Consider the following 23,682-nt stretch of genomic DNA (forward strand, 5'->3'; position numbering starts at 1 on the left):
AAATCCCTGACAATACATGCGTTTTTGTCCTCTCCTGCAGGACGAGGACAAGGGTTATCGGTACAGTGTGGAGAAGATACAGGGACGTTGCGTGCTCCGGTTGCCAAACCGTTGGGGTGAAAAGTTGGCGTGAAAAGAACTTCTCGCAAAATTGTGGCAGCCGTGCCTTGTTAAATGTGGTCAGTTACTTGTTTCTGCTTGCCAGACTCTGAATCATCCGATTTATAGTTGCTTTCAGAGTGGCCGAATTCAGGCGTTCTGGTATCCGCGATACAGAGAGTCCAAAACGATGACAACTTCATCAATCGCACGATTTGTTCCTCCTCAGCGCGTGTTGCTGGGGCCAGGTCCAAGTTCGGTCTCGCCTCAGGTTCTGGCAGCACTGGCGGCACCGACAATCGGTCACCTTGATCCCAGGTTTCTGCAGTTGATGGACGAAACGCAGACAATGCTGCGTGAGGTTTTTCAAACGCAGAATCGCCTGACCATCCCCGTCAGTGGGACAGGAAGTGCCGGGATGGAAGCGTGCGTTGTCAATCTGATCGAGCCGGGCGACAGATTTCTGGTTTGCGTGAACGGAGTCTTCGGCGGGCGTATGGCGGATGTTGCTGCTCGCGCCGGTGCTGAAGTTCGAAAACTGGAGCGTCCGTTCGGTGAAGTCTTTGATGCGGCCGAGATCGAGGCAGCAGTCAAAGAATTTCGTCCCAAAGTCACCGGAATTGTGCATGCAGAAACATCCACCGGAGCGTTGCAGCCGGTTCCGGAGATCTCTAAAGCCGTTCATGATGGCGATTCACTGCTTCTGCTGGATTGCGTGACGTCGCTTGGCGGATTGCCGGTTCTCATCGATGAATGGGAAGTCGATGCCGCTTACTCGGGAACCCAGAAGTGCTTGAGTTGTCCCCCAGGGTTATCACCTGTCACATTCAGCGAGCGTGCTGAGAAAGTGATGGATGCTCGGAAATCGAAGGTTGCCAGCTGGTACCTGGATATGTCGATGGTCCGCAATTATTGGAGCAACCAGTCGCGGGCGTATCACCACACTGCCCCCATCAACATGAACTACGCACTGCATTCGGCACTGGTTTCTGTTCTGGAAGAAGGATTGCAGACCAGATTCGAGCGGCATCAACGTAATCACCTCGCGTTGCGTGCCGGGGTTGAAGCACTCGACCTGAAATTCGCCGTTGCTGAAGAGTGTCGTCTTCCAGTGTTGAACGCGGTGACCATTCCTGATGGTGTGGATGACAAGGCTGTGCGCGCCTGTCTTCTGAGCGGGTTTGGAATTGAAATTGGCGCCGGACTGGGGCCAATGGCAGGAAAAACATGGCGAGTCGGCCTGATGGGCGATTCGAGTTCACCGGCCAACGTGCTAGTATTTCTTGCTGCTCTGGAAGCCTGTCTCGCGAAACATGGCGGCCGTGAGTTGACTGGATCAGGAGTTGCTGCCGCGAACGCGTTTTACGCCAGCGTTGAATAATGCCTGTTTGAGTTCGCAGGATTTGTCAGGCATTCGAGGATCGCAGTGCAGAGTCGGTTGATCAAGAACTGCACTGTTTGAATTACAAGACTTCAATTGGGAAACGGTTTTCGTGCAATACGATGTATACGGCGTTGGAAACGCTCTGGTTGATATTCAGGCTCACGTGTCGGACGACGTTCTGGCTCATCTCAAGTTTGCTAAAGGGATGATGACCCTGGTTGATGATTCAACTCAGGAAAACGTCCTTTCGCAGTTGAACGGCGAAGCGATTACTCGTTGTGCTGGTGGTTCCGCTGCCAACACAATCATGGGGATCGCCGGTTTCGGTGGGAAGACGGCGTACCTTGGGAAAGTGGCCAATGATCAGTTGGGCGATTTCTTCCTGACGGATATGCGCAAGCAGGGAATCAAGATTGAAGTCCCACAAGAAAATGGACAGTCAGGAAGCTGCGTTATTCTCATCACTGACGATGCGCAGCGAACAATGCTGACGAATCTCGCCACATCGGCAACGCTCTCTCCTGAAGACGTCGATGAAGAGGCGATTCGCAATTCGAAATATGTCTACGTCGAAGGGTATCTGTTTGCTGGCGAGCCAACCAGAAGTGCTGCATTGCGAGCCATTGAACTCGCGGTCAAGCATAATGTGAAAGTGGCATTCACTGTTTCCGACCCGTTCCTGATTCAGTATCACCGGGACGAGTTCCTGAAGCTGATCGAAGGCCCTGTCGATCTTCTGTTCTGCAATCTTGATGAGGCCCGTGCACTGACTGGCAAGTATGACGCCATCGAATGTGCTCGCGAGATTCATCGCCATTCTGAAAACGTGGCATTGACGATGGGGGGCGATGGTTCTCTGTTGATGCACGAAGGACAGGTCATTCCGATCGAGAAGATCGAGTGTAAAGCCGTCGACACGACTGGTGCAGGCGACATGTATGCTGCCGGGATTCTGTACGGGATCACCAACGGGCTCACCTGGAAGCAGGCTGGACGCCTCGCATCGTTTTCAGCGGCTCGCGTTGTGAGCCAGATCGGTGCTCGCCTGAAACACGAGATCACGCCGGAAGAACGTGCGGAAATCCTGGGCTAGACCGTTTCGGTCTGAAGATGATTCTGAGTTGAATGTTTGTCAGCCGTGCTTCCCAAGGAGGCACGGCTGATTTTTTATTGAGCTTGATTGAATTGCTCTCCGCTTCTCTGGTGAAGTGTCGGACAATTTGCCACCTGCTTTTGCGACATGCAGAAAATTTGCTGGAACTTCCCGTTGTCCGACACAGTGAGTTCGTCCGATTCCGTTTTTTGCTTTTTCTTTGAATTGTAAGTTGCTTTTCTGTATCAGTTTGCGAACGAGTTCTGTTTTCAGTTCGTGGGTCACCCTCATTCAAACTGTTGAGGATTTCTTTTTCAAAAATGTTGTTAAGAACCCCGTTTTGTGGCAATCTTACTTTCAATTGTGGACCAATTTCTGCTTATACTTCGAAGGTTCCATCACGAGTTTAATGATTCAATAAAGTTGAATTGATGCGTCTCTTCGCCATTGGCGATATTCACGGGTGCTTTACGGCACTCCAGACTCTGGCAGAAAAGGTCCCCCTCACAACACAGGATCAGGTGATCACGCTCGGGGACTACGTTGACCGAGGACCTGATACGCGACGTGTTGTCGACTGGGTGAAAGTCCGTACTGCTCAGGGCAAATGCATCCCGCTTCGTGGCAACCATGAGATCATGCTTCTTGAAGCTCTCAATGGGCAAATGAGAATGTCTGACTGGATCCGTTTTGGCGGACAGGAGACTCTCGATTCTTACAGTCCGGATCAGGGAGAAGGTCGCCCCGATGATATCGATCTGGGGCACTTAAGGTTTCTTGAGCGCGACCTGCTTCCTTACTACGAGACGGAGTCGCACATTTTTGTGCACGCGTCTGTTGATTCGCGATTCTCTTTGAGACAGCAAACAGACGAGGCGTTGTATTGGCGACGCTTTGAATCCATCGCTCCCAGCCCTTCTGGAAAAGTCGTCGTGTGTGGACACACGTCTCAAAAGAAGACGGGGCTTCCATTAAATCACGGATATGCAATCTGCATTGATACCTGGGCTTGTGGCTCGGGGTGGTTAACTTGCCTAGATGTCACATCTGGACAATTCTGGCAGGCGAACCAACGGGGGGATTTCCGCACCAGCGACTTGAGTTGTCTGGCTCTCTGACGACGTGTTTCGTTGTCCGGAATGATCGCCTTGTCAGTGTTTCGCGAATTTAAGGTAGAAAGTTGATTGAACTCGAATGTGGTTTCTAGAACTCGGCGTAATGCTGGTCATGATTCTGCTGAATGCAGGTCTGGCCGCGTTCGAAATTGCTCTGGCTTCAATTTCGAGCACACGCTTGCAGTCTCTCGTCAACGAAGGACGACGAGGGAGCCGAGCTGCGTATGCAATGAAACAGTCGATGGAAGGCAGTCTGGCTGTTGTGCAGCTGGGAATTACACTGGTCGGAGCGATTGCTGCGGCGACTGCAGGTGCGGGAGCTCAGGAAGGGATCGCGCCACACTTGCGGACGTACTTCTCCCTTTCAGAGACCGTTGCCGAGGTCGTGTCTGTGGTTCTGGTGGTCATTCCGTTGACGGTGGCCACAATCATTTTCGGTGAGTTGATTCCGAAGATTTTTGCTTTGAGAAACCCGGAGAATGTGCTGCTCAAGCTGTCTCCGCTGATGAAGTGGTTTTCGTTTTGCGTCTGGCCGATCGTCTGGATGCTGGAGACATCCGTTGAGAAACTGATCACGTTGATTGAATACGTTCTCTTTAAGAACAGTAACACGGAAGATGACGAAGACGCTCGAACGATGCAGGAACTGCGCGCGAGTGCCGCGATTGCCAGAACCTCCAGGCTGATTGGTCGGCGTCAGGAACAGATCATCCTCGGCGCAACCGAGATGCACCAGCGACCAGTTCGCGAGATCATGTTGCCTGCGGAATTCATCAGTATGCTGGATGTGAACAGCACTCCAGGCGAGGCACTGATCATCGCTCACATGGACATGCATACGCGATTTCCGGTAACGGAAGTGGCAAATGATCCGCATGAGATCATCGGGTATGTCATGTTCAAGGACATCGTTGCGCATCTGCGATTTTCACCGAGTGATCCGTCACTCCGCAGCTTCGTCCGGCAGATTGCGAGCTATGATTCGGAAACGCCGATCGCACGCGTTCTGGAGCGATTGATTCGCGAACATTCTCACATCGGGATCGTGCGAGATTCGCAAGGCGACGTGATCGGCATGGTCACGATGGAAGACCTGCTGGAAGAACTGGTAGGAGACATCGAAGATGAGTACGACCGATTGCCAGCCCAGATCGTGGCAACCGGAAATGGCTGGATCGTTGGTGGTGGTGCCAGCCTGGACGCACTGCAAAAGCAGACTGGCGTGAATCTCATGAATGGAAATACCACTGTTCGCGATCGTCGTACTCTGAATCAGTGGATCACAGAGCATCTGAGCGGACCTGTCAAAGGCTCTGAACTGATCGAACTTCCACAAGCAAAAGTTTTGATTCGCAAAAGCCGCCGTCACAAAGTGATGGAAGCCTACGTTTCTGCTAACTGAGAAGCGAGGCAGGAAACCGGCGACGTCTGAAAAGAGAAAGCGTTGAGAGGCGAGTTGATTCGCTTCTCAACGCTTTTTTCTTGAACGCAGCTTGCGTCAACGACACCTGATCGCCCAAACCGGTCTTAGTCGTTCTCTTTGGCGAGCAAGAATTTCCCAACAGGAACAGCGGCCAGTGCGCCGAGAGTTGGAGCCACCAGATAAATCCACAAGTGCTGCAATTTCATGGTCACGAGCGCTGGAGCAAGTGATCGGGCAGGATTCATTGATGCCCCGCTGATCGGCCCTGCAGTGAGTGCTTCGAATGCAATAACTGCTCCAATTGCCGCCCCAGCCATGATCCCCTTCTCTTTGCTGCCAGTGGCAACGCAAAGGACGGTTAGCATCAGAACAAATGTGAGGACGAACTCAAATATGAATGATTGCCACCATGGTCCGGCTGGAAGCGTCTCACCAAGTGATGTCTGGTCCTGAAACATGATCTTCAGAAGTACGCTTGCGGCTAGTGCTCCGATCACCTGGGCGACGATGTAGCCGGGAAGCCAGTTGCGAGAGAAACGGCCATCCGCCCAAAAGGCGATACTGACAGCCGGATTCATATGTGCACCAGAGATGTCCCCGATGGCGTAGATCATTGCCATGACGATCAGACCGAAGGCCAGCGCAACCCCAACGTGAGTCACCTGACCGTTACTGACATTGTTGACGACTGCTGCCCCGGTTCCCATGAACACAATGGTGAATGCCCCAAACGCCTCTGCAACCAATCGCCTCATTTTGAGATCCTGCAGCTAAAGCAATAAAGTGAAGACATGCCAATCCGGCGGTGTCGTGGGAAAGCAGGTTGATTGAACGGGACCAGACCTGCACTGAAAGAGATGGGATCAGAGCCGAGCTACGGCATTGAATCCGTTTTGATGAAACTGAATCTTCGGATGAAATCAGAACGCTACGGAATTGCTTAACCCTTCGGAGTGGAAAGCGTCACTTTCAGAGAGGTTTCTTTTCCGTCGCGGATGATGCCGACGTCGACTTGCTCGCCCGGTTGAAACTTGCGGAGGACAAGGTCGAAATCTTCCAGACTGCCGATCCGGTGTGTGCCGAGTCGAATGATGACATCGCCAGACTTCAGCCCTCCCTTATCGGCTGGACTATCAGGAGCAACTCCCTGAATGGCATATCCGGCCACGTCTTTCCCAAAGTCCGGGATACTTCCGAAATACGGGCGGTTTCCGGTTCGTTCAAGTGAGGCCATGCCGGCGATGTTGATGTAGTCCGGCCGTTCTGGAGCCTTGGCTGTCTGGAGGACAACCCCTTCCAGCAGATCGATGATTCTTGCGAGACCGCTCGCATTGATCTTTTCCCAGTCATCTTCTGGACGATGGTAGTCTGGATGAGTCCCTGTGAAGAGATGCAGGACGGGAATCTTCTTTGCGTAGAATGAGGCGTGATCGCTCGGGCCCATGCCTTCAGGTTTCTTGGAGACGGTGAATCCCAGCTTCTCTGCGAGGGGATCAATCAATGCGTTCCATCGTTGTGATGTCCCTGTGCCAAAGATGACGAGCTTTTCATCTTCGAGTCTTCCGATCATGTCCATATTGAACATGGCGACTGTGTCTTCGATTGGAAACACGGGATTGTCAACGTAGTGATTCGCGCCGAGCAACCCCTTCTCTTCCGCTGTGAAGGCGATGAAGACGACCCTGCGTGGCAACTTCTCTTTCAACTCCCCGAGTCGTCGTGCGAGTTCCAGAAGACCTGCGGTGCCGGATGCATTGTCGTCGGCACCGTTGTGGATTTCTTTCGCACCTGGAGCAGCTGAGTTGTCATCGCCCCAGCCAAGGTGGTCAAAGTGAGCGCCGATCACAATGGTCTCGTGACTGAGGGGCCCTTCACCTTCCAGGACACCGATTACGTTTTTGACGGGAACCTGAATCTGTTGAATGTCGGTGGTCGCTTCGATCGTCCAGCCGTTCAACTCTTTGCTGAGCGGTTGCTTTGTGGAGTCGATCTGCTGTTCGAGCTCCGTCAGTTTTTTTCCGTAGGTGGATTGCAGGAGTTCGTCGGCGACTCCCTGAGAGATCTGGAAGCAAGGGATTGATTTACCGGATCTCCTGCCTCCGTAGCCAAACGGCATGAGCTGGTCTGGATTGAATTTACCCAGAATGCCGCGAACCTCGTTAAGGTGGTTGACGGCATCGCGAAGTTTCTGTGTCTCCGTTTCAGGATTGGCACCTTCTGCGACAAGCGAGACTGCGGCTTCCTCTAGACTGGCCTGTGCCTTAATCACCTTATCGGCGAGTTCCTGTTGTTCAGTGCGTCCAGTGAAGGGATCATTCACGAACAGGACACCTGCGGCGCCGTGTGAGAATGCCTGACTCAGCTTAGTTGTCAGGGCTGCGTGGCGAGAAATTCCATGAACAACGGCGAACGGTCCGTGGTGGTCACTTTGCAACGGATTCCGTCGCATGACGACGACGACTTTGCCAGTGACGTCGATCTCTTTGAAGTCGTTATAGCCGATATCGTCGGCTTCAATCCCATATCCCAGAAAGACGATCGGAGCGTTGATTGTTCCCCCGCTACCGAATGCACAGACTGTGAAGTCCTTGTCCATTGTCAGCGGAATTGTCTTGCCGTCCGGACCTTTCAGGGTCACCGTGTTGGTCGCTCCGAGTCGAGCACCGTCGTTGATTTCAAATTCCTGAAACGCGCCACCTTCGACTGGGGTCACATCCAGTCCAGCACGAGCAAACTGGTCCTTGATGTATTCGGCAGCCTTTTGAATGCCTTTTGTGGTGACTCCCCTGCCTTCGAGTTCGTCGGAGGAAAGGTACTTGATATCGTCCAGAATGCAGGTTGCAGATGGAGAGAGTTCGTCGGCACGTGCCTGCGAGGGCGTTACTGACGGCAATGTGATCAGGCCTGACATCGCAGACACGATCAGGACAAACGAGGACAGGCGAATAAATCGCCGCAGAACAGAGGTGTAGGTCATATCGCATCTGTCGCTGTTGGAGGAACAGACAGAGAAATCTCGTATTGTTGCGGCCGGATTGTATACGGCATCGCGATTGATCAGTATCGTTTCCAGCAGACAATTTAGGAATTCAATAAGATGCCTGCACTCTTCGATTTTGACCTCTTGATTCCGCGCCGAACTGTTTTTGGTTGGGGAAAGCGGACTGAACTGGGAACCCTGGCCGCTGGACTCGGGCGCCGTGCGTTTCTAATCGATGGTTCACGGACACTGCAGAAATCGCATTACTGGAAGGAAATACTCGATTCGCTCGAAGCGGCGAAGGTTGAGGTCATCCCGGTGACGACGGCGCGACGCGAGCCCACCATTGACGATGTGGATGCTGCCGCCGCACTTGTACGGTCTCACCAGTCGGGCGAAGGTGATTTCGTACTGGGCATCGGAGGCGGTGCTGCTCTGGATCTTGCCAAAGCTGTTGCCGCAATGGCAACGAATGGCGACGGCGTGAGTGTGCGTGAATTCCTTGAAGGAATCGGAACCGGGCGGACTCTGTCCGTTGCTCCTTTGCCGCTGATCGCCATGCCGACAACGTCAGGCACCGGGAGTGAAGCAACAAAGAACTCGGTCATTTCCTGTGAAGATCCACCGTGTAAGAAGAGTCTGCGATCAGATCGAATGGTTCCGGACATTGTTTTGATCGATCCCGAATTAACTGTCCCGCTAACTCCGCAGCAGACGGCCTATTCCGGTCTGGACGCAATCACACAGCTACTCGAAAGTTACGTCTCCAAAAAGTCTCAGCCTGCGACAGAAATGCTCTGTTTGTTCGGTCTGGATCTGGCTCTGCCGAGTATTCGGACTGCATTCCGGACACCGACGGATCAGGATGCTCGCGAAAAAATGGCACTTGCCTCTTTCTATTCCGGCATTGCCTTGGCAAACTCAGGGTTGGGGATGGCGCATGGACTCGCTGCCCCGTTAGGTTCAATCTGTCAGGTCCCGCACGGGCTCGCCTGTGCTGTGTTACTCCCGGTGGCATTGAAAACGAACCTTGATGAGATTCGTGAAAAGTTTGAAGACCTTGATTTGGCGCATTTGCTCTCGAACAAGCATACGGATCTCGAAGACGCCGAAGTGGTGATCGAGTTGATCGAAAATCTGTGTCGCGACTTGAAGGTCCCTGCCCGACTGAGAGACATCGGTGTGACACAGGAGCAGATTCCCGCGTTAGTCGCCGGTTCCCGTGGTAACAGCATGTCTGGAAATCCAGTTGAGCTGACGGACTCACAACTTCAATCAATTCTGGAGGCTAACTGGTGATACTCGCAGCCGGACTCTCCCCCGCTCACCAGCAGACATTGACGTTCGATTCCCTGCAGCTGGGTGAGGTCAATCGGGCAACGAAATCTGTCTGGTGTGCTTCTGGTAAGGTGATCAATGTCGCTATGGGGGCTCACACTCTCGGAGTCGCGACAACGCTCCTCACCTCAGTAGGTGGCTTGAGTGGCGAGGTCATTGAGCAAGAGATTGAAGACGCAGGAATCAAAGCCGCCTGGGTCCGCACAGTTGAACCAATGCGGGTTTGTACGACTCTGTTAACTGCGAATGGTCGGGCGACTGAACTGGTTGAAAACACGCGTGACACGTCAGAGCAGACGATCGCCGAGTTTGTTGAACGCACGCGAACTTATGCAAACGTCGCCGACGTCGTCGTCCTGACGGGATCGTTGCCGGGGAATGCTCCGCCAGAGACATTCGCCAAAATCGTGCGAAATACTCCACGCCGATTTATTCTGGATTTCCGTGGTCCAGCGCTGCAGTTCTGTCTCCCGTTGTCCCCATTTCTCGTGAAGCCGAATCGGGCAGAACTGGAGTCGACAATAGGGCAGTCGCTGAACTCGACTGACGAAATTTTGAACGCGATGCGTCGCCTGAACGATGGGGGAGCCGCGTGGGTTGTCGTCAGTGACGGCGAACGTGGACTTTACGTGACCAGCGAAGACTCCGCATTCCGGTTGGTGCCATCCATGGTGAAAACGGTCAACCCGATTGGGTGCGGGGATTCACTGGCAGCAGGGATTGCCTGCGAGCTGTATAAAGGCAAAGAGGTCGTTGAAGCGGTCCGTTTTGGAATGGGAGCAGCAGCGAATAATGCAGAGCAGTTGTTGCCTGCCAGACTCAATCTTGAACGTTCACAAGAGCTGGCTGATCTGGTGGAAGTTCAGGAGATCAGCCTGTCTGACCTGTAGCTCGGACTGATCCGGCTAACTGGTGTTTTGCTGCGTGCCGAAATGCACTCCCAATGGGTGTCTTCAATCTCAGCTCAGGGGGGAAATACCCCTGATGTTGAAATCATCCCTGTTCACCGCTGGAAGATCAGGGTCTGGCACGTAAGATAAGCAGAATCGCGGTCGCTTTCAGATCGGCATTCACACATGCTGATCGCAAACTGCGATGCGTCTTGAATGAGCTTGTCGTTGCCGCATTTGACGGTGACACGATATTCAATATTGTTTGCCGGATCTGTTGTCTGTCTGGTCAGTGTCCTTCCGCTCCACATCGCGGTAGCCATGCGTTCAAGGAATGTGATGATGTCGAAGAAAGTCAATGTGGGGCTGGTTCAGCGGTCGGTCAGCCTTGACCCCGAAACCAACCTGCGTGACACCGTTGCGGATATCGAAAAAGCCGCAGAACAAGGTGCGCAGATCATCTGCACGCAGGAGCTTTATCGCTCGCAGTATTTCTGCCAGAGCGAAGACCACAGCTTCTTCGAACTTGCCGAGTCCATCCCCGGGCCGAGTACCGAGGCGTTCTCTGCCGTCGCCAAGAAGCACGGCGTCGTCATCATCGCTTCGTTGTTTGAGCGTCGTGCCCAAGGGCTTTATCACAATACGGCAGTCGTGATTGACGCAGACGGTTCACTGCTGGGCTTGTATCGCAAGATGCACATTCCAGACGATCCGTTGTTCTATGAGAAGTTCTACTTCACTCCCGGCGATTTAGGGTTCAAAACATTTGATACCAGGTTCGCCAAAGTCGGCGTGTTGATCTGCTGGGATCAGTGGTATCCGGAAGCGGCTCGACTGACTGCGCTGTGTGGAGCAGAGATTCTGTTCTACCCGACTGCGATCGGCTGGCACCCTTCAGAGAAAGCTGAATACGGCGTCGCTCAGCACACGTCCTGGGAAACGATTCAGCGTAGCCATGCCATCGCCAACGGATTGTATGTAGCCGCTCCAAACCGGATTGGGCATGAAGGCGACAAGGCCGGTGGGATCGAGTTCTGGGGGCAGAGCTTCATCTGCGATCCAAGCGGGATGATTTTGAAGAAGGCCAGTAGCGACAAGGAAGAGATTGTGATCGCCGAATGCGATCTCGGTCGTCTCGAATTCCAGCGAACACACTGGCCGTTCCTGCGTGATCGTCGAATCGATGCTTACGGGGATATCACCAAACGGTATCGCGACTAGACCCTGTCGGGCTATCATGTGGCCGCGCAGCAGTCGCAGTACCAGTATCAGCAATAGCATCGGCAAGTCGAGGTTGATCCCGCGTTTCAAAACGCGGGATCATTTCTTAATTTGCTCTGCTGACACCCCCTGGTGATTCCGCCAATTGGATGATGATGTATGAGCAGTCTTCCCGTTGATCGTCGCTGGCGATTGGCGTTATTGGCGATCCTGGGAACCGCACTCGTTCTGCGTCTGATTTCGGCGTGTTCTTTACAGTACATGCTCGACTATCGCTGGCACCGTGAATTTCTGATTGAAGGGGATGCTGAAGGCTACTGGCTGCTGGCTCAGTCAATAGCGGCCGGGCAGGATTACGCAGTCTATAGCCCGCCTCGATATGCCTTGCGAATGCCAGGATTTCCGGCCGTTTTGGCTGTCTCCGTTGCTGCTTTTGGCCCGTCGCTGTTCGCTGCCAGACTCATGCTCGCCTGTATTGGAGCCTTCGGTTGCTGGCTCGTTTACCGCCTTGGCAAAGTCGTCTTCAATGAACGCATTGGGGTGATTGCCAGTGGGATTGCGGCGATCTCGCCGACGTTGATTCTCTTCTCTTCGGTTGTGCTGTGTGAAACCGTGTTCGCTGTTGCACTGTTATGGAGCCTGTTGAGCGGTCAGCATCTCTATCGTGCTCTCGACGATACGTTGAATTCCGGTTCGAAGTTAAAGTGGAACCGCATCACAGGTTGGGCTGTCATCACCGGGATCGCGATCGCTGCCGGCGTGTATTTGAAACCGAGTTGGATTCTTGCTGCCCCGATCGTCGCCGTGTTACTGGTTCTGACTGTTCGAAGCGGACGTCGATTTGCGGCATTCCTGTCAGGGATTGTCGTGATTGCGGCAATGGTTCTCGCGTTGCTGCCGTGGGGGATTCGCAATCAGCAGGTGACTGGTCATTTTACGTTGACGACCTTCTGGATGGGGCCAAGCCTTTACGACGGGCTGAATCCACACGCGACCGGCGACAGTGATATGAGGTTTTTTGATCAGGATGGCCTGACAAAAACGCTTGGTGAGTACGAAGTTGATCAGCATTACCGCAACGAGGCCAAGGAGTTTGCACGAGAAAATCCGGGCACCGTCGCGAAATTGGCTGTCGTCAAAGCGTGGCGGTACTGGAAGCCATGGCCGAATGCGGAACAGTTCAGTCATCCCATTGCTGCGATGGGCGTTCTGGTTTTTGCCGTTCCGACCCTGTTATTTGCCTTGTTTGGAGCGATTTCTGTGTTCAAAAGAACAGTGCCTTCGGGGCCTGTTTTTGATGGGGAGTACACAGGGAAAACGGTTCCTCAGCGATGTATAATCTGGACTGTCTCATTTTTGACTGGTCCGATATTCTATTTCGCAGCATTACACATGGTTTTCGTCAGTTCGCTGAGGTACCGATTGCCTGCGGAATATCCGCTGTTTGTACTGACTGCGGTTGGAATCGCGTGGTTGTTAAAGTGGACAAAACGCAGTGAACTTCCAGCCTGATGATCGCTGCTGACTTCCCGTCCTGATTTTCGATTTGATCTTCACACGTTGAAATGGATTTGCCCGCGTGACTTGGAAAGGAATCCGAGACACCCTGTTATGGATGGTCGTGTTGCTGCTGATTGCAGTCATCACGGCTGGTGGGTTCGCGGCGCGCTGGTGGGCAGCCAAAGATGATCTGCTGACCGGGATCATTCGCGACCATCTTGAAGAGGTCTTTCCGAACTGCAACGTCAAGTTTGATGGGGCGCGGTGGATTGATCTCGGACATATCGACATTTCTCATCTGGAATTGTCATTCAAAGAGACCGGCGCGAATCTGATCCAGATTCCCCGAATGCTGGTTGAAATCGACACAACCATTCTCCAGCGTAATCAGCGCGTGGTCATTCGCGAACTCGAAGTGCAATCACCAGAAGTGTATTTCATTCGCGACGTCCATCATCGATGGAACTGGGAAGACGTCGTCGTCAAACTGGCCCCCTCTTCAGTCTCTCCTGAGTGGACCATCAAAAATGGTTTGATGCGAATCGGGATCGAATCTCATGTTGACGGGCAAACCCGCTTCGTCAGTATTCAGGGAATTCAGGTCGCACTGAAGCCGGAGTCGTATCAGAGATATCAATTTGAAGGACGTGGCAACGCCGACGTTTTTGGAAGCTTGCAGCTCTCTGGCCTGGTCGATGGCAGCCGTGGCGAATGGCATGTTCACGGTGCGGCCGGCGATGTTCGATTAGGCGATTCCCTGCTGGAACTCGCTGCGAAGTTCTCTCCTGAATTTCAGACCCAGTTAGCGACACTGAGAAATACGAATCAGGCATTATTTGCTCAGGCGGTCACAAAACAGGCACCAGAGACGAACGTTGCCTCTGCGGCAGACGACGCGCTGCGGATGAGTAATGCCGCTCTGACGAGTCCGCGCGACGGCGTTAACAATCTCCTGCGGGCGGATCTGGCGATTCAGTTCAAGCTGGGACAGTCTGCCCCGGATCAGCCAGTTGATTATCTCGTCAGTGGTCAGATTTCACACGGCGTTGTGTCCGAGATGCTGTTGCCGCTGCCGTTGTATGACCTCGAAGCACGGTTTCGCGTGTCTCCTGACCTGATTGAAATTCGCGATCTTCGTGCAGCCAACGGAAGCAGCACGCTCTACGTGAATGGGTCCGCAACGAAAGTTGAAAGTAATTGGGCCAAGAACTTCTCTGTGCGGGCAACTCAGCTGCGTCTGGACGAACGAATCCGCAATTTCCTTTGGGGACAGCCAGCGGTTGTGTTCGACCTGCTCTCTCCAAGTGGCACGTTTGATATCGCTGTCGGCTTGTCGCAAGAAGCTGGTCAGGATGTTTCGTGGGGACTGGAAAAGTTCTCCGCAGTCGATTGTCGCGTTCTCTGCGATCACTTCCGCTATCCCGTCGAGAAAATTCGCGGAGAGGTGAAGCAGGACGGAGACCTCTTCCGTTTGAATCTGAATGGGGAATGTGCCGGGCGTCCAGTCGTTCTCACTGGGCTCGTAAATCCCACGAGTGAAGAACGCGATATCGACCTGAAAATTCATGTGACAGAGTTCCCAATCGACACCGCGCTCCGGAATGCATTTCAACGCCCGGAACAGGGAACAATCCGTCATGTTCTGGATGCTCTGAAGATCACCGGGATTGCCGGTCAGGCGAATGTTCGTGTCGTCCGTAACAGTGAGACACAGGGGCGAGTCTTGGTCTGCATTGATGGGCAACTCGCTGACGGAGCCATGAATTATGCAGGGTTTCCGTATGAACTGACGGATATGCGAGGTCGATTGCGGTACAACCCGCTCGAACGCGACACCTGGTTCTTCGAGAATCTGCTGGCGAATCACGGCACCGCCAAGATCGCCGGTCAGGGATATTTCGACCTGGAGGATGATCCAAGTGAACTGATGCTGGAACTGGCTGCACTGCAGGCTCCTCTCGACCTCGATCTGGAACGTGCGACAACGGCGGCCAGCCCGGAGATGAAGTCTGCCTGGAACGACTTTGGAATTAAAGGAATTGTCGACATCGACAAAATCCTGTTGAACTGGACACCAGGCGAGAAATGCAACGTCCGACTGGATGGAATTCATTGGACAGACGGTCAGCTGATCCCCAAAGCGATTCCCTACGTCTGGAGCAATGTTTCAGGAACGCTGCAATGGGATGGATCCAAGCTGCGGATTCATTCGTTACAGGGCGATCACAACGGGGCTTACCTGCTGGTCAATGGAGCGGTTCCAGAGTCTGCGTATGTGCAGATTGCTCCCAGTGAGAAAGTCGCATGGAGATTGTTTCTCGATGACAAAGCGATGCATGTCCGTAAGCTGCAGCCTGATGACGAACTGAAGCGGGCTCTCCCTCAGAGTATGGCCAGTGCCATCGACGCTGTTCAGTTGAAGAACCCTGTGGATCTCTCTCTCGGACTCGACGTCAAAGGATGGACGGAGCATCCGGAGTTAATGACCGCTTCGTGGACTGCCATGGTGATGTTGAAAGACAATCATCTCGTCGCAGGGGTTCCGATCACCGGAATTACTGGCACGGTTGTTCACCGTGGAAACTGGGACGGAAAGAGTCTGGAAATTGAGGGGTATGGCGAACTGAATTCTCTGCGTACTCTTGACATGCCGTTTCAGAAAATTCAGGGACCATTTCTGGTAAAGGACAACCGTCTGACACTTGGAACCCCCCGACTGGCTGGGAACGAACCGGTTTACAGTACAGGGAACCCCTATCGTCAGGGCCAGATTCGTGCGGCACTCTATGGTGGGCACGTGGGACTCGATGTCGATTTGAGGCTGACGGGAGATTCCGCGTATCTCCCTTACTGGATGGAGCTCAATATTTACGACGTTGAGCTTGGCGAGTGGGCGCGCGAGCACAAGTATGAAAAGCTGATGGGGAAAGTGAACGGAGTCGTGCAGACCAGCGGTCGAGGCGGGAATGCACGCTCGGCCACGGGACAAGGTCGAATCCAGATCACACCGGCTGCACTCTATGAGCTTCCCGTTTTTGCCCAGATGATGAGTATTCTGAGTTTCCGCCCTGCCCAACCTGGAGACGCGGCATTCAAGTATGCATATGCTGAGTTCACGATTCACGACGAAGTCTTCGACTTCGGAAACATTGAACTGGTTGGTGACGCGTTAAAATTCGGGGGCCAGGGGACGGTCGGTTACTCCGGAGCAAAATCGGGAGTGATGGAGCTTGATTTCTATTCCAAAGCGAACAAGAGAATCCCGTTGATTGGTCCCCTTGTCAGCGGTTGGGTGCGGGTTCAAGTGTTTGGGACGACGACCAGCCCGGTTGCCAGAATTCAGCCTCGAATTCCTACTCTGGATGCGACATTCTCCGGATTCATGCAGTCCGTCGAGTCTGGTCAACCGTATCGCAGCCTGCCTCGTCCAATTCTTCCGCCGACAGCAGGTGGCGACGTTTCTCCCAACTAACGTTTCTCTCGATTAAATGTAGTGATCGCACGCGAATAAATACGCAGATGCAGGTCCTCTCCTCCCCCCCTCTCCATCTTTGGGGTGAATTTCACGCAAAATGTTCGTCAAATTCTTCTGGTTTTTCAGAAATTTGACATGACAGTGTTCGCATGCGTATATTGTTGAATTGTGAAATAATCGCGTAGGAATCAGCTTTCCTTTATTTGTTGTATGTCGAGCTGGAGATGAGTCCTGGCTTCCGCTTCATTTGACTTCGAATTCTAGGCGATTGCTTTCTGCACTTTTGTCTCTTCGTCGATTGATACTGGTTTGTAAGGAAGGTTCGAAATTATGAGTCATCATCGGATGCCAGCATCGGTCAAGAAGCCACAGAATCGTGGTTTCACATTGATCGAACTGCTCGTTGTGATCGCAATTATTGCGATCTTGATTGCTCTGTTGCTTCCGGCTGTTCAACAGGCCCGAGAGGCCGCTCGTCGCAGTCAGTGCCGCAATCATTTGAAGCAGATTGCGTTGGCACTTCACAATTACCACGACACTCATCTGGTGTTCCCGTATGGGCATCAGTCAGACCAGATCGCCGGGATGTCCCACAAACGGGATTGCTGGTTCCAGCGCTTGCTTCCGTTTGTCGAGCAGACTGCCCTTTCAAATCAGTATGAGTCCGACCGAACAGAGTGGATTCATCTCCTTGAGCAGTCTTCTAACGAAAATCTGGTCAAGTTGACTACGACTCCGATTGCAGTCTTCAGCTGTCCATCCGATGGTTCAAATCCTGGTCGTGGAGCAAACGGCGGTGTGAGGGCTTTCCAAGGGAACTACGTTGTCGCAGCGGGTGTGGGATCGGGGCATACAGTGAATGCGACAACCGGTCTGGTCACTGTGACAAATATGACAATTGAACGGATCCCTGATTCCGGTGGGTTGTTCGGCCAGAACTCCAAAATTGGAATTCGCGATTGCACCGACGGAACCAGCAACACACTGCTGGTTTCAGAGTCAATTGTTCGTGGAAACTCAACTGTAGCTTGGGGTGAAGCTGGCGGGTACTGGGGGGGAGCTCCTCACGGTTCGTTCGGTTTCATTTCTGCTGAAACTCCCAATACCTCCGTTGCAGACCGGGTCTATACCTGCAAAGCAACGACCTATACAGGAGCCCCTCGAAACGCTCCATGTGAAAGTGGGAACTCAAGCGGCCTGACTGGCCGTTGGAACTTTGCCCGCAGTTTCCACACAGGTGGAGTTCACGCCGCAATGGGAGACGGAGCCGTTCGCTTCTTCTCTGACAACATCGATCGTCAGACATGGATGAAGCTCGGCTTGCGTCGTGACGGATTGGTTGTCGGCGAATTCTAGAGTATTTCCAAAATGAGGCAGTGTCTCTGGCTCGCGGGCTTCAGCCTTTCTCCAGTCGAGAAGACTACTGCGAGGCCCTTTGAGGTCAACCTGGTTTAGCATTTGCGGAATTGTGACATGAAAACTTCTTTTCTTGCAGTGTCTTTGATGTGTCTCGCGTTGGTGGGATGTGGCGGTGGAGCGACTGGTCCAGACGAGCACGTCGTCAGTGGGAACGTCACCTTTAATGGTGAGCCTATTGAGAATGGACGCATCCTTCTCCGGCAAACCGAAGGCTCTCAGCAGGCATTCTCTGGAGAGATCAAGAATGGTTCGTATTCCCTGAAGACTGCACCAGGAAAAATGCATGTTGAGATTACCGCTTCCCGAATCATTCCTGGGAAGTTTGATAACTCCAACGGAACCCCTGAACCAGTCGGAGAGATGTACATTCCAGCGAAATACAACTCCAAGTCCGATCTGACGGCAGATGTCGTCGGCGGACAGAAGAACACGTTCGATTTTGCTTTGACCAGTAAATAAACGTAGGCGATTGTTTGCTTTGTGACGATGCTGAGGTCCCTCGTGGGTCTCAGCATCTTTTTTTACGCCACGAATTCACGTGGATGGGCTGGTTCCCTCCCCTTCCCCTCTTTCTTTCTGTGAATTCGTGTTGCAATTCTTTTGTATGTAAAGGGTTGTGGTTCTGATTGTCTCGGGGAGACGTCTTCGGAATGACGAGGCGATTTGGCTGAGGAAGCGGGTGAGCAAGGAGGCATGGGAGGAGAAATGTCTGTTTGTACAATTCTGAATACATGAATATGATACGTACGCACTATTCGTGTTCGAGTCGTGTGGTAGTTTGAAAGTGAGACAGGAACTCGTTGCAAATCCCTTTTTCTGCACGGTCGTTGTTCCTGTTGATTTTGACTGGTTCCCGATTCATGCAATGGATCTGGGATCAGATGTCGTTTTTTAGACGTTCTTCCAGGTTTTCTGTCCGTCGAATTCTTAAAAGGATTAGCACGATGAATTGTCAGAGAGCATTGCCTCCGCGCACACGCCATCCCGGTTTTACTCTGATCGAACTTCTCGTTGTTATTGCGATCATTGCCATTCTGATTGCTCTGTTGTTGCCAGCTGTGCAACAGGCCCGAGAAGCCGCTCGTCGAAGTCAGTGCAAAAACCATCTGAAGCAGATTGGTTTGGCACTGCACAATTATCACGACACGCATCTCGTCTTCCCGTATGGGCACCAATCCGAGGTTACAGGTGCGACCCATCGGCGAGACTCCTGGTTCCAGCGTATGCTGCCATTCGTTGAGCAGACCGCGCTTTCGAACCTCTACGAGTCTGATCGCACGGAGTACATTCATGCGATTGAGACAAACACCGACGTAAACATTGCTCGCATCTCAACCACGCCGGTTGCGGTCTTCAGCTGTCCATCAGACGGATCAACTCCAGGCCGTGGCGGCAACGGAGGATCAAGAGCGTTCCAAGGCAACTACGTCGTCAGTGCTGGCGTAGGGGCGAGCCATACGGTCAATGCAACGACCGGAATCATCACTGTGACAAACAGGACTATGATCGGGTCTGATATCGGCGGGATGTTTGCTCAGAATTCCAAGATCGGAATTCGTGACTGCACGGACGGAACGAGCAATACACTGCTTGCTTCAGAAAGCATCATTCGCGGCAACGGCACCGCAGCATGGGGGGAAGCTGGCGGTTACTGGGGCGGGGCTCCTCACGGCTCTTTTGCGTTCAGTGTGAGCGAATCTCCAAATACATCTGTTGCAGACCGCGTCTACAGCTGTAAATCAGAAACCTATACTGGGGCGCCTCGCAACGCTCCTTGTGAAAACGGTCAGTCTGGTGGACTGGATGGTCGCTGGAACTTCGCTCGTAGTTTCCACACTGGTGGTGTTCATGCTGCCATGGCAGATGGAGCCGTTCGCTTCTTCTCTGACAACATCGATCGTCAGACCTGGATCAAACTGGGAATGCGTCGAGATGGTCAGGTGATTGGTGAATTCTAAGGCCAAGTCGGTCTATCATGCGGCCGAGCAGCAGTCCTGAGATTGCTCAAAGACGGTCGCCGTCTTTCGTCTCGTATTTCTGACGCTTTAAACAGATCAGCCTGACCTTCTTACATGAAGGTCAGGCTGTTTTTCTTTGAGCCGGGTGCCGTTCCAGACGCGATCTCTTTCGAGGATTGCTCGATCAGAACAAACACTCAGTTCGATCATTCTGTCGGTTGCAGGTTCGCTCGAACTTCGATGTGACCATTCGGCTCAATTGAGATCTTGAGTGAGTTTTCGTTCCAGCAGGTGGGGCATTTCTCAACGACCAGTTGAACAGGGCCATCAGAGATATCCACCGGAAACTGAAATTCCTCCCGACACGAGTCGCAGGTGTAGCGTGCTTCATCGACGAACTGGGAACGATGCGGCAACTCGATGACAGGTTGGTCAGGGACGTCAGGTTCTGTTGATTTCCGTGCGTCAAGCTGACGAATTCGCCGGAGATGTCGTCCCCCTTCGAATGGGGTTTCCAGCCATGTCTGCACAATGGCAAGCGCTTCGTTGAAATCGATCATTCTCTGCCCGATCGAAATCATGTTGGCATTGTTGTGCTGTCGAGCAAGTCGAGCCGTTTCGACATTCCAGCACAACGCGCAGCGGACATCCGCAACACGATTGGCAACCATCGCTTCCCCGTTCCCGCTTCCTCCGAGAACAATTCCACGATCACACTGACCGGAGGCCACTGCCCTGGCTGCGGGAAAGATGTAAAGGGGGTAGTCACACGCGGCGGTAGAGTCGGTTCCGAAATCGTGGACGTGATGCCCGGTCTCAATCAGGAACAGTTTGATTCGCTCTTTGTAGTCAAATCCTGCGTGATCACTGGCGAGGGCAATTTTCATGGCAATCCCTTTCCGTTCCAGTCTCCTGCACTTTCAGCATAGCTCGCCAAATAGGCGAAAGGGAATACGGGATTGGAGAAACCGGTCAGACTGAGGGGGGAAGTCTTGGGCAATCCCTTCTGGATCGACTTCGAAAGGCTGTCGCTGAAAATGAAAGAAGCCCGGCTGTTGCAGGCCAGGCTTCTCTTGTCAAAAAAACGATGTCAGGCAGAGGTGTCGTTCATACCACGACATGAACTCGATTTGAGTTCGGTCTCCTGTTGCCGTTTCAAGTTATGGTTTGGCGTCAGCCGGAAGTTCGCGGACATAGACATTTCGCCAGCGAATCTCACCGCCATGAGTCTGGAGCATGATGGGGCCAGTGGCTTGGAGTGGGGTTTTGCGATCCCAGAAGTTTTCCATCTTGGCACGGTCCACGACAAGTTTGTCGTTCAGCCATACCGAGGTGACGTCACCCACCTGGCGAATGCGAAATGAGTTCCATTCTCCGAAGGGCTTGTCTGCACAAACGAGCGGATCGCGTCCCGGTGCTTTGGGGGTATTGTTGAAGAGTCCGCCTGATCCCAGATTCGGATTGCGGTCTGGTCGTTTTGGATCACTTGGCTGGTTGATGTCCCAGATCTGAACCTGTGGGTTTCCGCGGAGATAGATTCCGCTGTCAGCTTTGGCAACGGTCTTGTACTCCAGCAGGAGTTCGATGTTGCCGAAATCTTTATCGGTTGTGGCATAAGGGCCGGTGCCATCGTTAACGAGTTCGCCGTTCTCAACTCTCCAGTGCGAGCTGAATTCTTCTCGCTGTTTGCGGAGATTTTCCTGCAGCTTGTCGCCTGTCAGTTTCTCTGTTCCGTGAGGATTCAGCCCATACCACCCTGTCAGGTCTTTGCCATTGAAGATGGCGACAAAGCCTTCTGGCGGAGTGGGGTCAGCCTGAAGGATTGAAAGAGGGAGCAGGAGAGATAGTGAGAACACCGCAAGCAATGACTTTTTCATACGCATGGCACTTTCAGGATGGGCGTTCAGGTGGCTCTGGAGTTGTTCCGAACCTCACCACCGCAAGGACCGAGAGAAACAGAGCACGGAGGCGACTCAACTTTTGCACTCGATGAATGTGATCGAGGAGGCAAAGCGGATAGAGCGTGATATTAGTGCATTCTGATGTTCAAATCCTGTCTCGGCAAATGTGACTCACTGAAAAATCAGAAGCTCCCGTTCCAGTGTCATGAATGAGAGTCCCAGCCACTGCGATCCATCAGCTTCACTCACTGTCCCTCTGTAAAGCGATCAGTCGGAGAGCTTTCTTGATCGTCGCGGTCACTCCTTAAGGTCGCCTCGTACTCAATGGCGGAACGACTCACGACTGTGAAACCTTCTTAAATCGCCATTTTCGTCAATCGATGGTCACTTTCTTGTTTTGGATAATTGGTTGTAGATCTTTATTTGCATTGTGGTTACGGATTTCTGTTTGTCGAGATCTTGGATTTCTTACAGGATTTGGTGCGTAAAACTTGCGATTTAGATCGAGACAATTACCATATTCACTGTTGAGTTGAGACTGAGTCTCATTCCCGTTGGTTCCACGGTTCTGAATCTCCTTGATGTGAGACTCTGAATCCGAGCAGGTTTCCCGCCCTAACGTCCTTCCTTGGATAAACATTATGTACGTTCGGAATGCTGTGCGCCGTCGTCCATTGAATTCCACTCATCGCGAAACTCATCGTTCAGGCTTCACGTTAATTGAGTTGCTGGTTGTGATTGCCATCATTGCGATTCTGATCGCGTTGCTGCTCCCAGCTGTTCAGCAGGCACGTGAAGCTGCCCGTCGAACTCAGTGCAAAAACAATCTCAAGCAGCTTTCGCTTGCGATGTCGATGTTCCATGACACATACGGGCACTTTCCGTATTCGCGTACTGGTTCCCTTTGGCGCGCGTTGCCGTTTGTTGAGCAGAACGCTCTGGCCCAAGTCTTCATGGGCGCACGCCATCCGAGTTACAATAACCCAGCAGCTAGTACCGGCTATCGCTGGGGATACAACGGATCGATGAAGATCGACTGGGTCGATGCGTCGGGAAATGATTACATGCCACAGTTAATTGCGGCAATGAAGAACCCGATTGCGACCTTCCAGTGCCCAAGTGCTTCTGGGACTCGTGAAGCCACGGTGGATTTGACATCAGGGACCGCGCCAGGAGGTGTCGCTGATTATACAACTCCTCGTATTCCATCTGTTCGTCCAGCTGGCCATCCCCTGTTCTATCAAGATGGGCAGCCGCAGATGAACTTTAACACTGCCATGACACCGGCAGGGTCCCGAAACACCGATCCAAATCATCCTGGGGCTCGTTGGGCTGATATCACAGACGGAACCAGCAACACACTGATGTTCTTTGAGACTGTCGGCTCTCCAGAACTCTTCGTCATGGGGAAGCAGCTTGCGGCGACAGGTGGGGGCAACTTCTCTTGGGCCGGGGCTGGGGATGGAGTGAAGATGCGAGCTTACGCCTCAAGCAACACAACTGCGACTTCAAGTCCGAGTGCCAGTGGAAAGGTCCCAGTGGGCGGTGCATCGTTGCCGACTCCAATCAACTGTGGCAGTGACGTGTCAGCGAACGAAGCCGCTATCGACAACTGTGGTTTCAGGTTCCTCGGGCATACAAATGCAGGTCAGCCATACAGTAGTCACACCGGTGTTGTTCAGGTGAGTCTTTGCGATGGATCTGCTCGAGGAATCAGTAATAACATCGACTTGGCTGTCTTCCTGAACTTTATTCTGCGAGACGACGGACAGGTTCTCGGCGAGTTCTAGTACTCGGCTTCAGCACTCCCCTGCTTTTCTGGCTCGGGGCAATTGGAAATGCGAAAGAGGTGGCAGTCCACATTGAGACTGCCACCTCTTCTTTGT

17 protein-coding genes and 1 pseudogene are annotated in these 23,682 nt (G+C 52.8%); 13 read left to right on the forward strand and 5 right to left on the reverse strand.

The genetic code is table 11. The features are described 5' to 3' along the window. The first annotated feature begins 289 nt into the window (after positions 1–289). The 4 genes from SH527x_RS01030 (at position 290) to SH527x_RS01045 (ending at position 5,093) form a co-directional block, all read left to right on the forward strand. On the forward strand, positions 290–1,480 hold the full coding sequence (locus tag SH527x_RS01030; protein ID WP_437192800.1) for a pyridoxal-phosphate-dependent aminotransferase family protein: 1,191 nt from the start codon (positions 290–292) through the stop codon (positions 1,478–1,480). A 112-nt stretch (positions 1,481–1,592) separates the two neighbouring features. After that, positions 1,593–2,576, forward strand: a complete 984-nt coding sequence (locus tag SH527x_RS01035) for an adenosine kinase (RefSeq protein WP_437192801.1) — start codon at positions 1,593–1,595, stop codon at positions 2,574–2,576. 431 nt (positions 2,577–3,007) lie between these two features. Further along, entirely contained in the window at positions 3,008–3,694 is a 687-nt protein-coding gene (locus SH527x_RS01040; RefSeq protein ID WP_437192802.1) for a metallophosphoesterase family protein, read from the forward strand. A 76-nt stretch (positions 3,695–3,770) separates the two neighbouring features. Continuing rightward, the gene (locus SH527x_RS01045) at positions 3,771–5,093 is read left to right on the forward strand and encodes a hemolysin family protein (RefSeq protein ID WP_437192803.1); all 1,323 of its coding nucleotides are present in this window, start codon (positions 3,771–3,773) and stop codon (positions 5,091–5,093) included. Positions 5,094–5,218: 125 nt separating this feature from the next. Here the strand turns inward: SH527x_RS01045 and SH527x_RS01050 are convergent, their stop codons facing one another. After that, complete coding sequence (locus tag SH527x_RS01050; RefSeq protein ID WP_437192804.1) at positions 5,219–5,869, reverse strand: MIP/aquaporin family protein; 651 nt, start codon at positions 5,867–5,869, stop codon at positions 5,219–5,221. A 185-nt stretch (positions 5,870–6,054) separates the two neighbouring features. Continuing rightward, a complete protein-coding gene (locus SH527x_RS01055; RefSeq protein ID WP_437192805.1) occupies positions 6,055–8,091 on the reverse strand; it encodes a M20/M25/M40 family metallo-hydrolase in 2,037 nt (678 codons plus the stop codon). A gap of 120 nt (positions 8,092–8,211) precedes the next feature. Here SH527x_RS01055 and SH527x_RS01060 point away from each other — a divergent pair, with 120 nt between their 5' ends. The 8 genes from SH527x_RS01060 to SH527x_RS01095 all read left to right on the forward strand — a co-directional run bounded on the left by SH527x_RS01060 (position 8,212) and on the right by SH527x_RS01095 (position 19,895). After that, positions 8,212–9,393 carry an iron-containing alcohol dehydrogenase gene (locus SH527x_RS01060; RefSeq protein ID WP_437192806.1) on the forward strand — a complete coding sequence of 394 codons (1,182 nt, stop codon included), beginning with the start codon at positions 8,212–8,214 and terminating at the stop codon, positions 9,391–9,393. Next, the gene (locus tag SH527x_RS01065; protein ID WP_437192807.1) at positions 9,390–10,322 is read left to right on the forward strand and encodes a 1-phosphofructokinase family hexose kinase; all 933 of its coding nucleotides are present in this window, start codon (positions 9,390–9,392) and stop codon (positions 10,320–10,322) included. Before SH527x_RS01060 ends, SH527x_RS01065 begins: the two co-directional genes overlap by 4 nt. Before the next feature lie 342 nt (positions 10,323–10,664). Further along, entirely contained in the window at positions 10,665–11,543 is an 879-nt protein-coding gene (locus tag SH527x_RS01070; protein WP_437194664.1) for a carbon-nitrogen hydrolase, read from the forward strand. A gap of 159 nt (positions 11,544–11,702) precedes the next feature. Further along, on the forward strand, positions 11,703–13,055 hold the full coding sequence (locus tag SH527x_RS01075) for an ArnT family glycosyltransferase (protein WP_437192808.1): 1,353 nt from the start codon (positions 11,703–11,705) through the stop codon (positions 13,053–13,055). 67 nt (positions 13,056–13,122) lie between these two features. After that, positions 13,123–16,515 carry a hypothetical protein gene (locus SH527x_RS01080; protein ID WP_437192809.1) on the forward strand — a complete coding sequence of 1,131 codons (3,393 nt, stop codon included), beginning with the start codon at positions 13,123–13,125 and terminating at the stop codon, positions 16,513–16,515. Between the two features lie 333 nt (positions 16,516–16,848). Then, positions 16,849–17,874 (forward strand): DUF1559 domain-containing protein, encoded by a 1,026-nt coding sequence (locus SH527x_RS01085; RefSeq protein ID WP_437192810.1) that lies wholly within the window; start codon positions 16,849–16,851, stop codon positions 17,872–17,874. Between the two features lie 117 nt (positions 17,875–17,991). Then, complete coding sequence (locus SH527x_RS01090) at positions 17,992–18,396, forward strand: hypothetical protein (protein WP_437192811.1); 405 nt, start codon at positions 17,992–17,994, stop codon at positions 18,394–18,396. A gap of 485 nt (positions 18,397–18,881) precedes the next feature. Next, the gene (locus tag SH527x_RS01095) at positions 18,882–19,895 is read left to right on the forward strand and encodes a DUF1559 domain-containing protein (RefSeq protein ID WP_437192812.1); all 1,014 of its coding nucleotides are present in this window, start codon (positions 18,882–18,884) and stop codon (positions 19,893–19,895) included. A 206-nt stretch (positions 19,896–20,101) separates the two neighbouring features. On the opposite strand, the gene SH527x_RS01100 is transcribed toward SH527x_RS01095, so the two are convergent. The 3 genes and pseudogenes from SH527x_RS01100 to SH527x_RS01110 form a co-directional block, all read right to left on the reverse strand. Continuing rightward, positions 20,102–20,311, reverse strand: a complete 210-nt coding sequence (locus SH527x_RS01100) for a CPXCG motif-containing cysteine-rich protein (protein WP_437194665.1) — start codon at positions 20,309–20,311, stop codon at positions 20,102–20,104. A 48-nt stretch (positions 20,312–20,359) separates the two neighbouring features. Then, a pseudogene (gene rpiB / locus SH527x_RS01105) lies at positions 20,360–20,782 on the reverse strand (ribose 5-phosphate isomerase B); the annotation flags it as partial. 273 nt (positions 20,783–21,055) lie between these two features. Further along, entirely contained in the window at positions 21,056–21,778 is a 723-nt protein-coding gene (locus SH527x_RS01110) for a 3-keto-disaccharide hydrolase (protein WP_437192813.1), read from the reverse strand. 659 nt (positions 21,779–22,437) lie between these two features. Between SH527x_RS01110 and SH527x_RS01115 the strand changes: the two genes are divergently transcribed. Then, on the forward strand, positions 22,438–23,586 hold the full coding sequence (locus SH527x_RS01115) for a DUF1559 domain-containing protein (RefSeq protein WP_437192814.1): 1,149 nt from the start codon (positions 22,438–22,440) through the stop codon (positions 23,584–23,586). The last annotated feature ends 96 nt before the right edge of the window (positions 23,587–23,682 follow it).

This window comes from Planctomicrobium limosum, from assembly GCF_051465645.1.
In the GTDB taxonomy this organism is placed as follows: domain Bacteria; phylum Planctomycetota; class Planctomycetia; order Planctomycetales; family Planctomycetaceae; genus Planctomicrobium.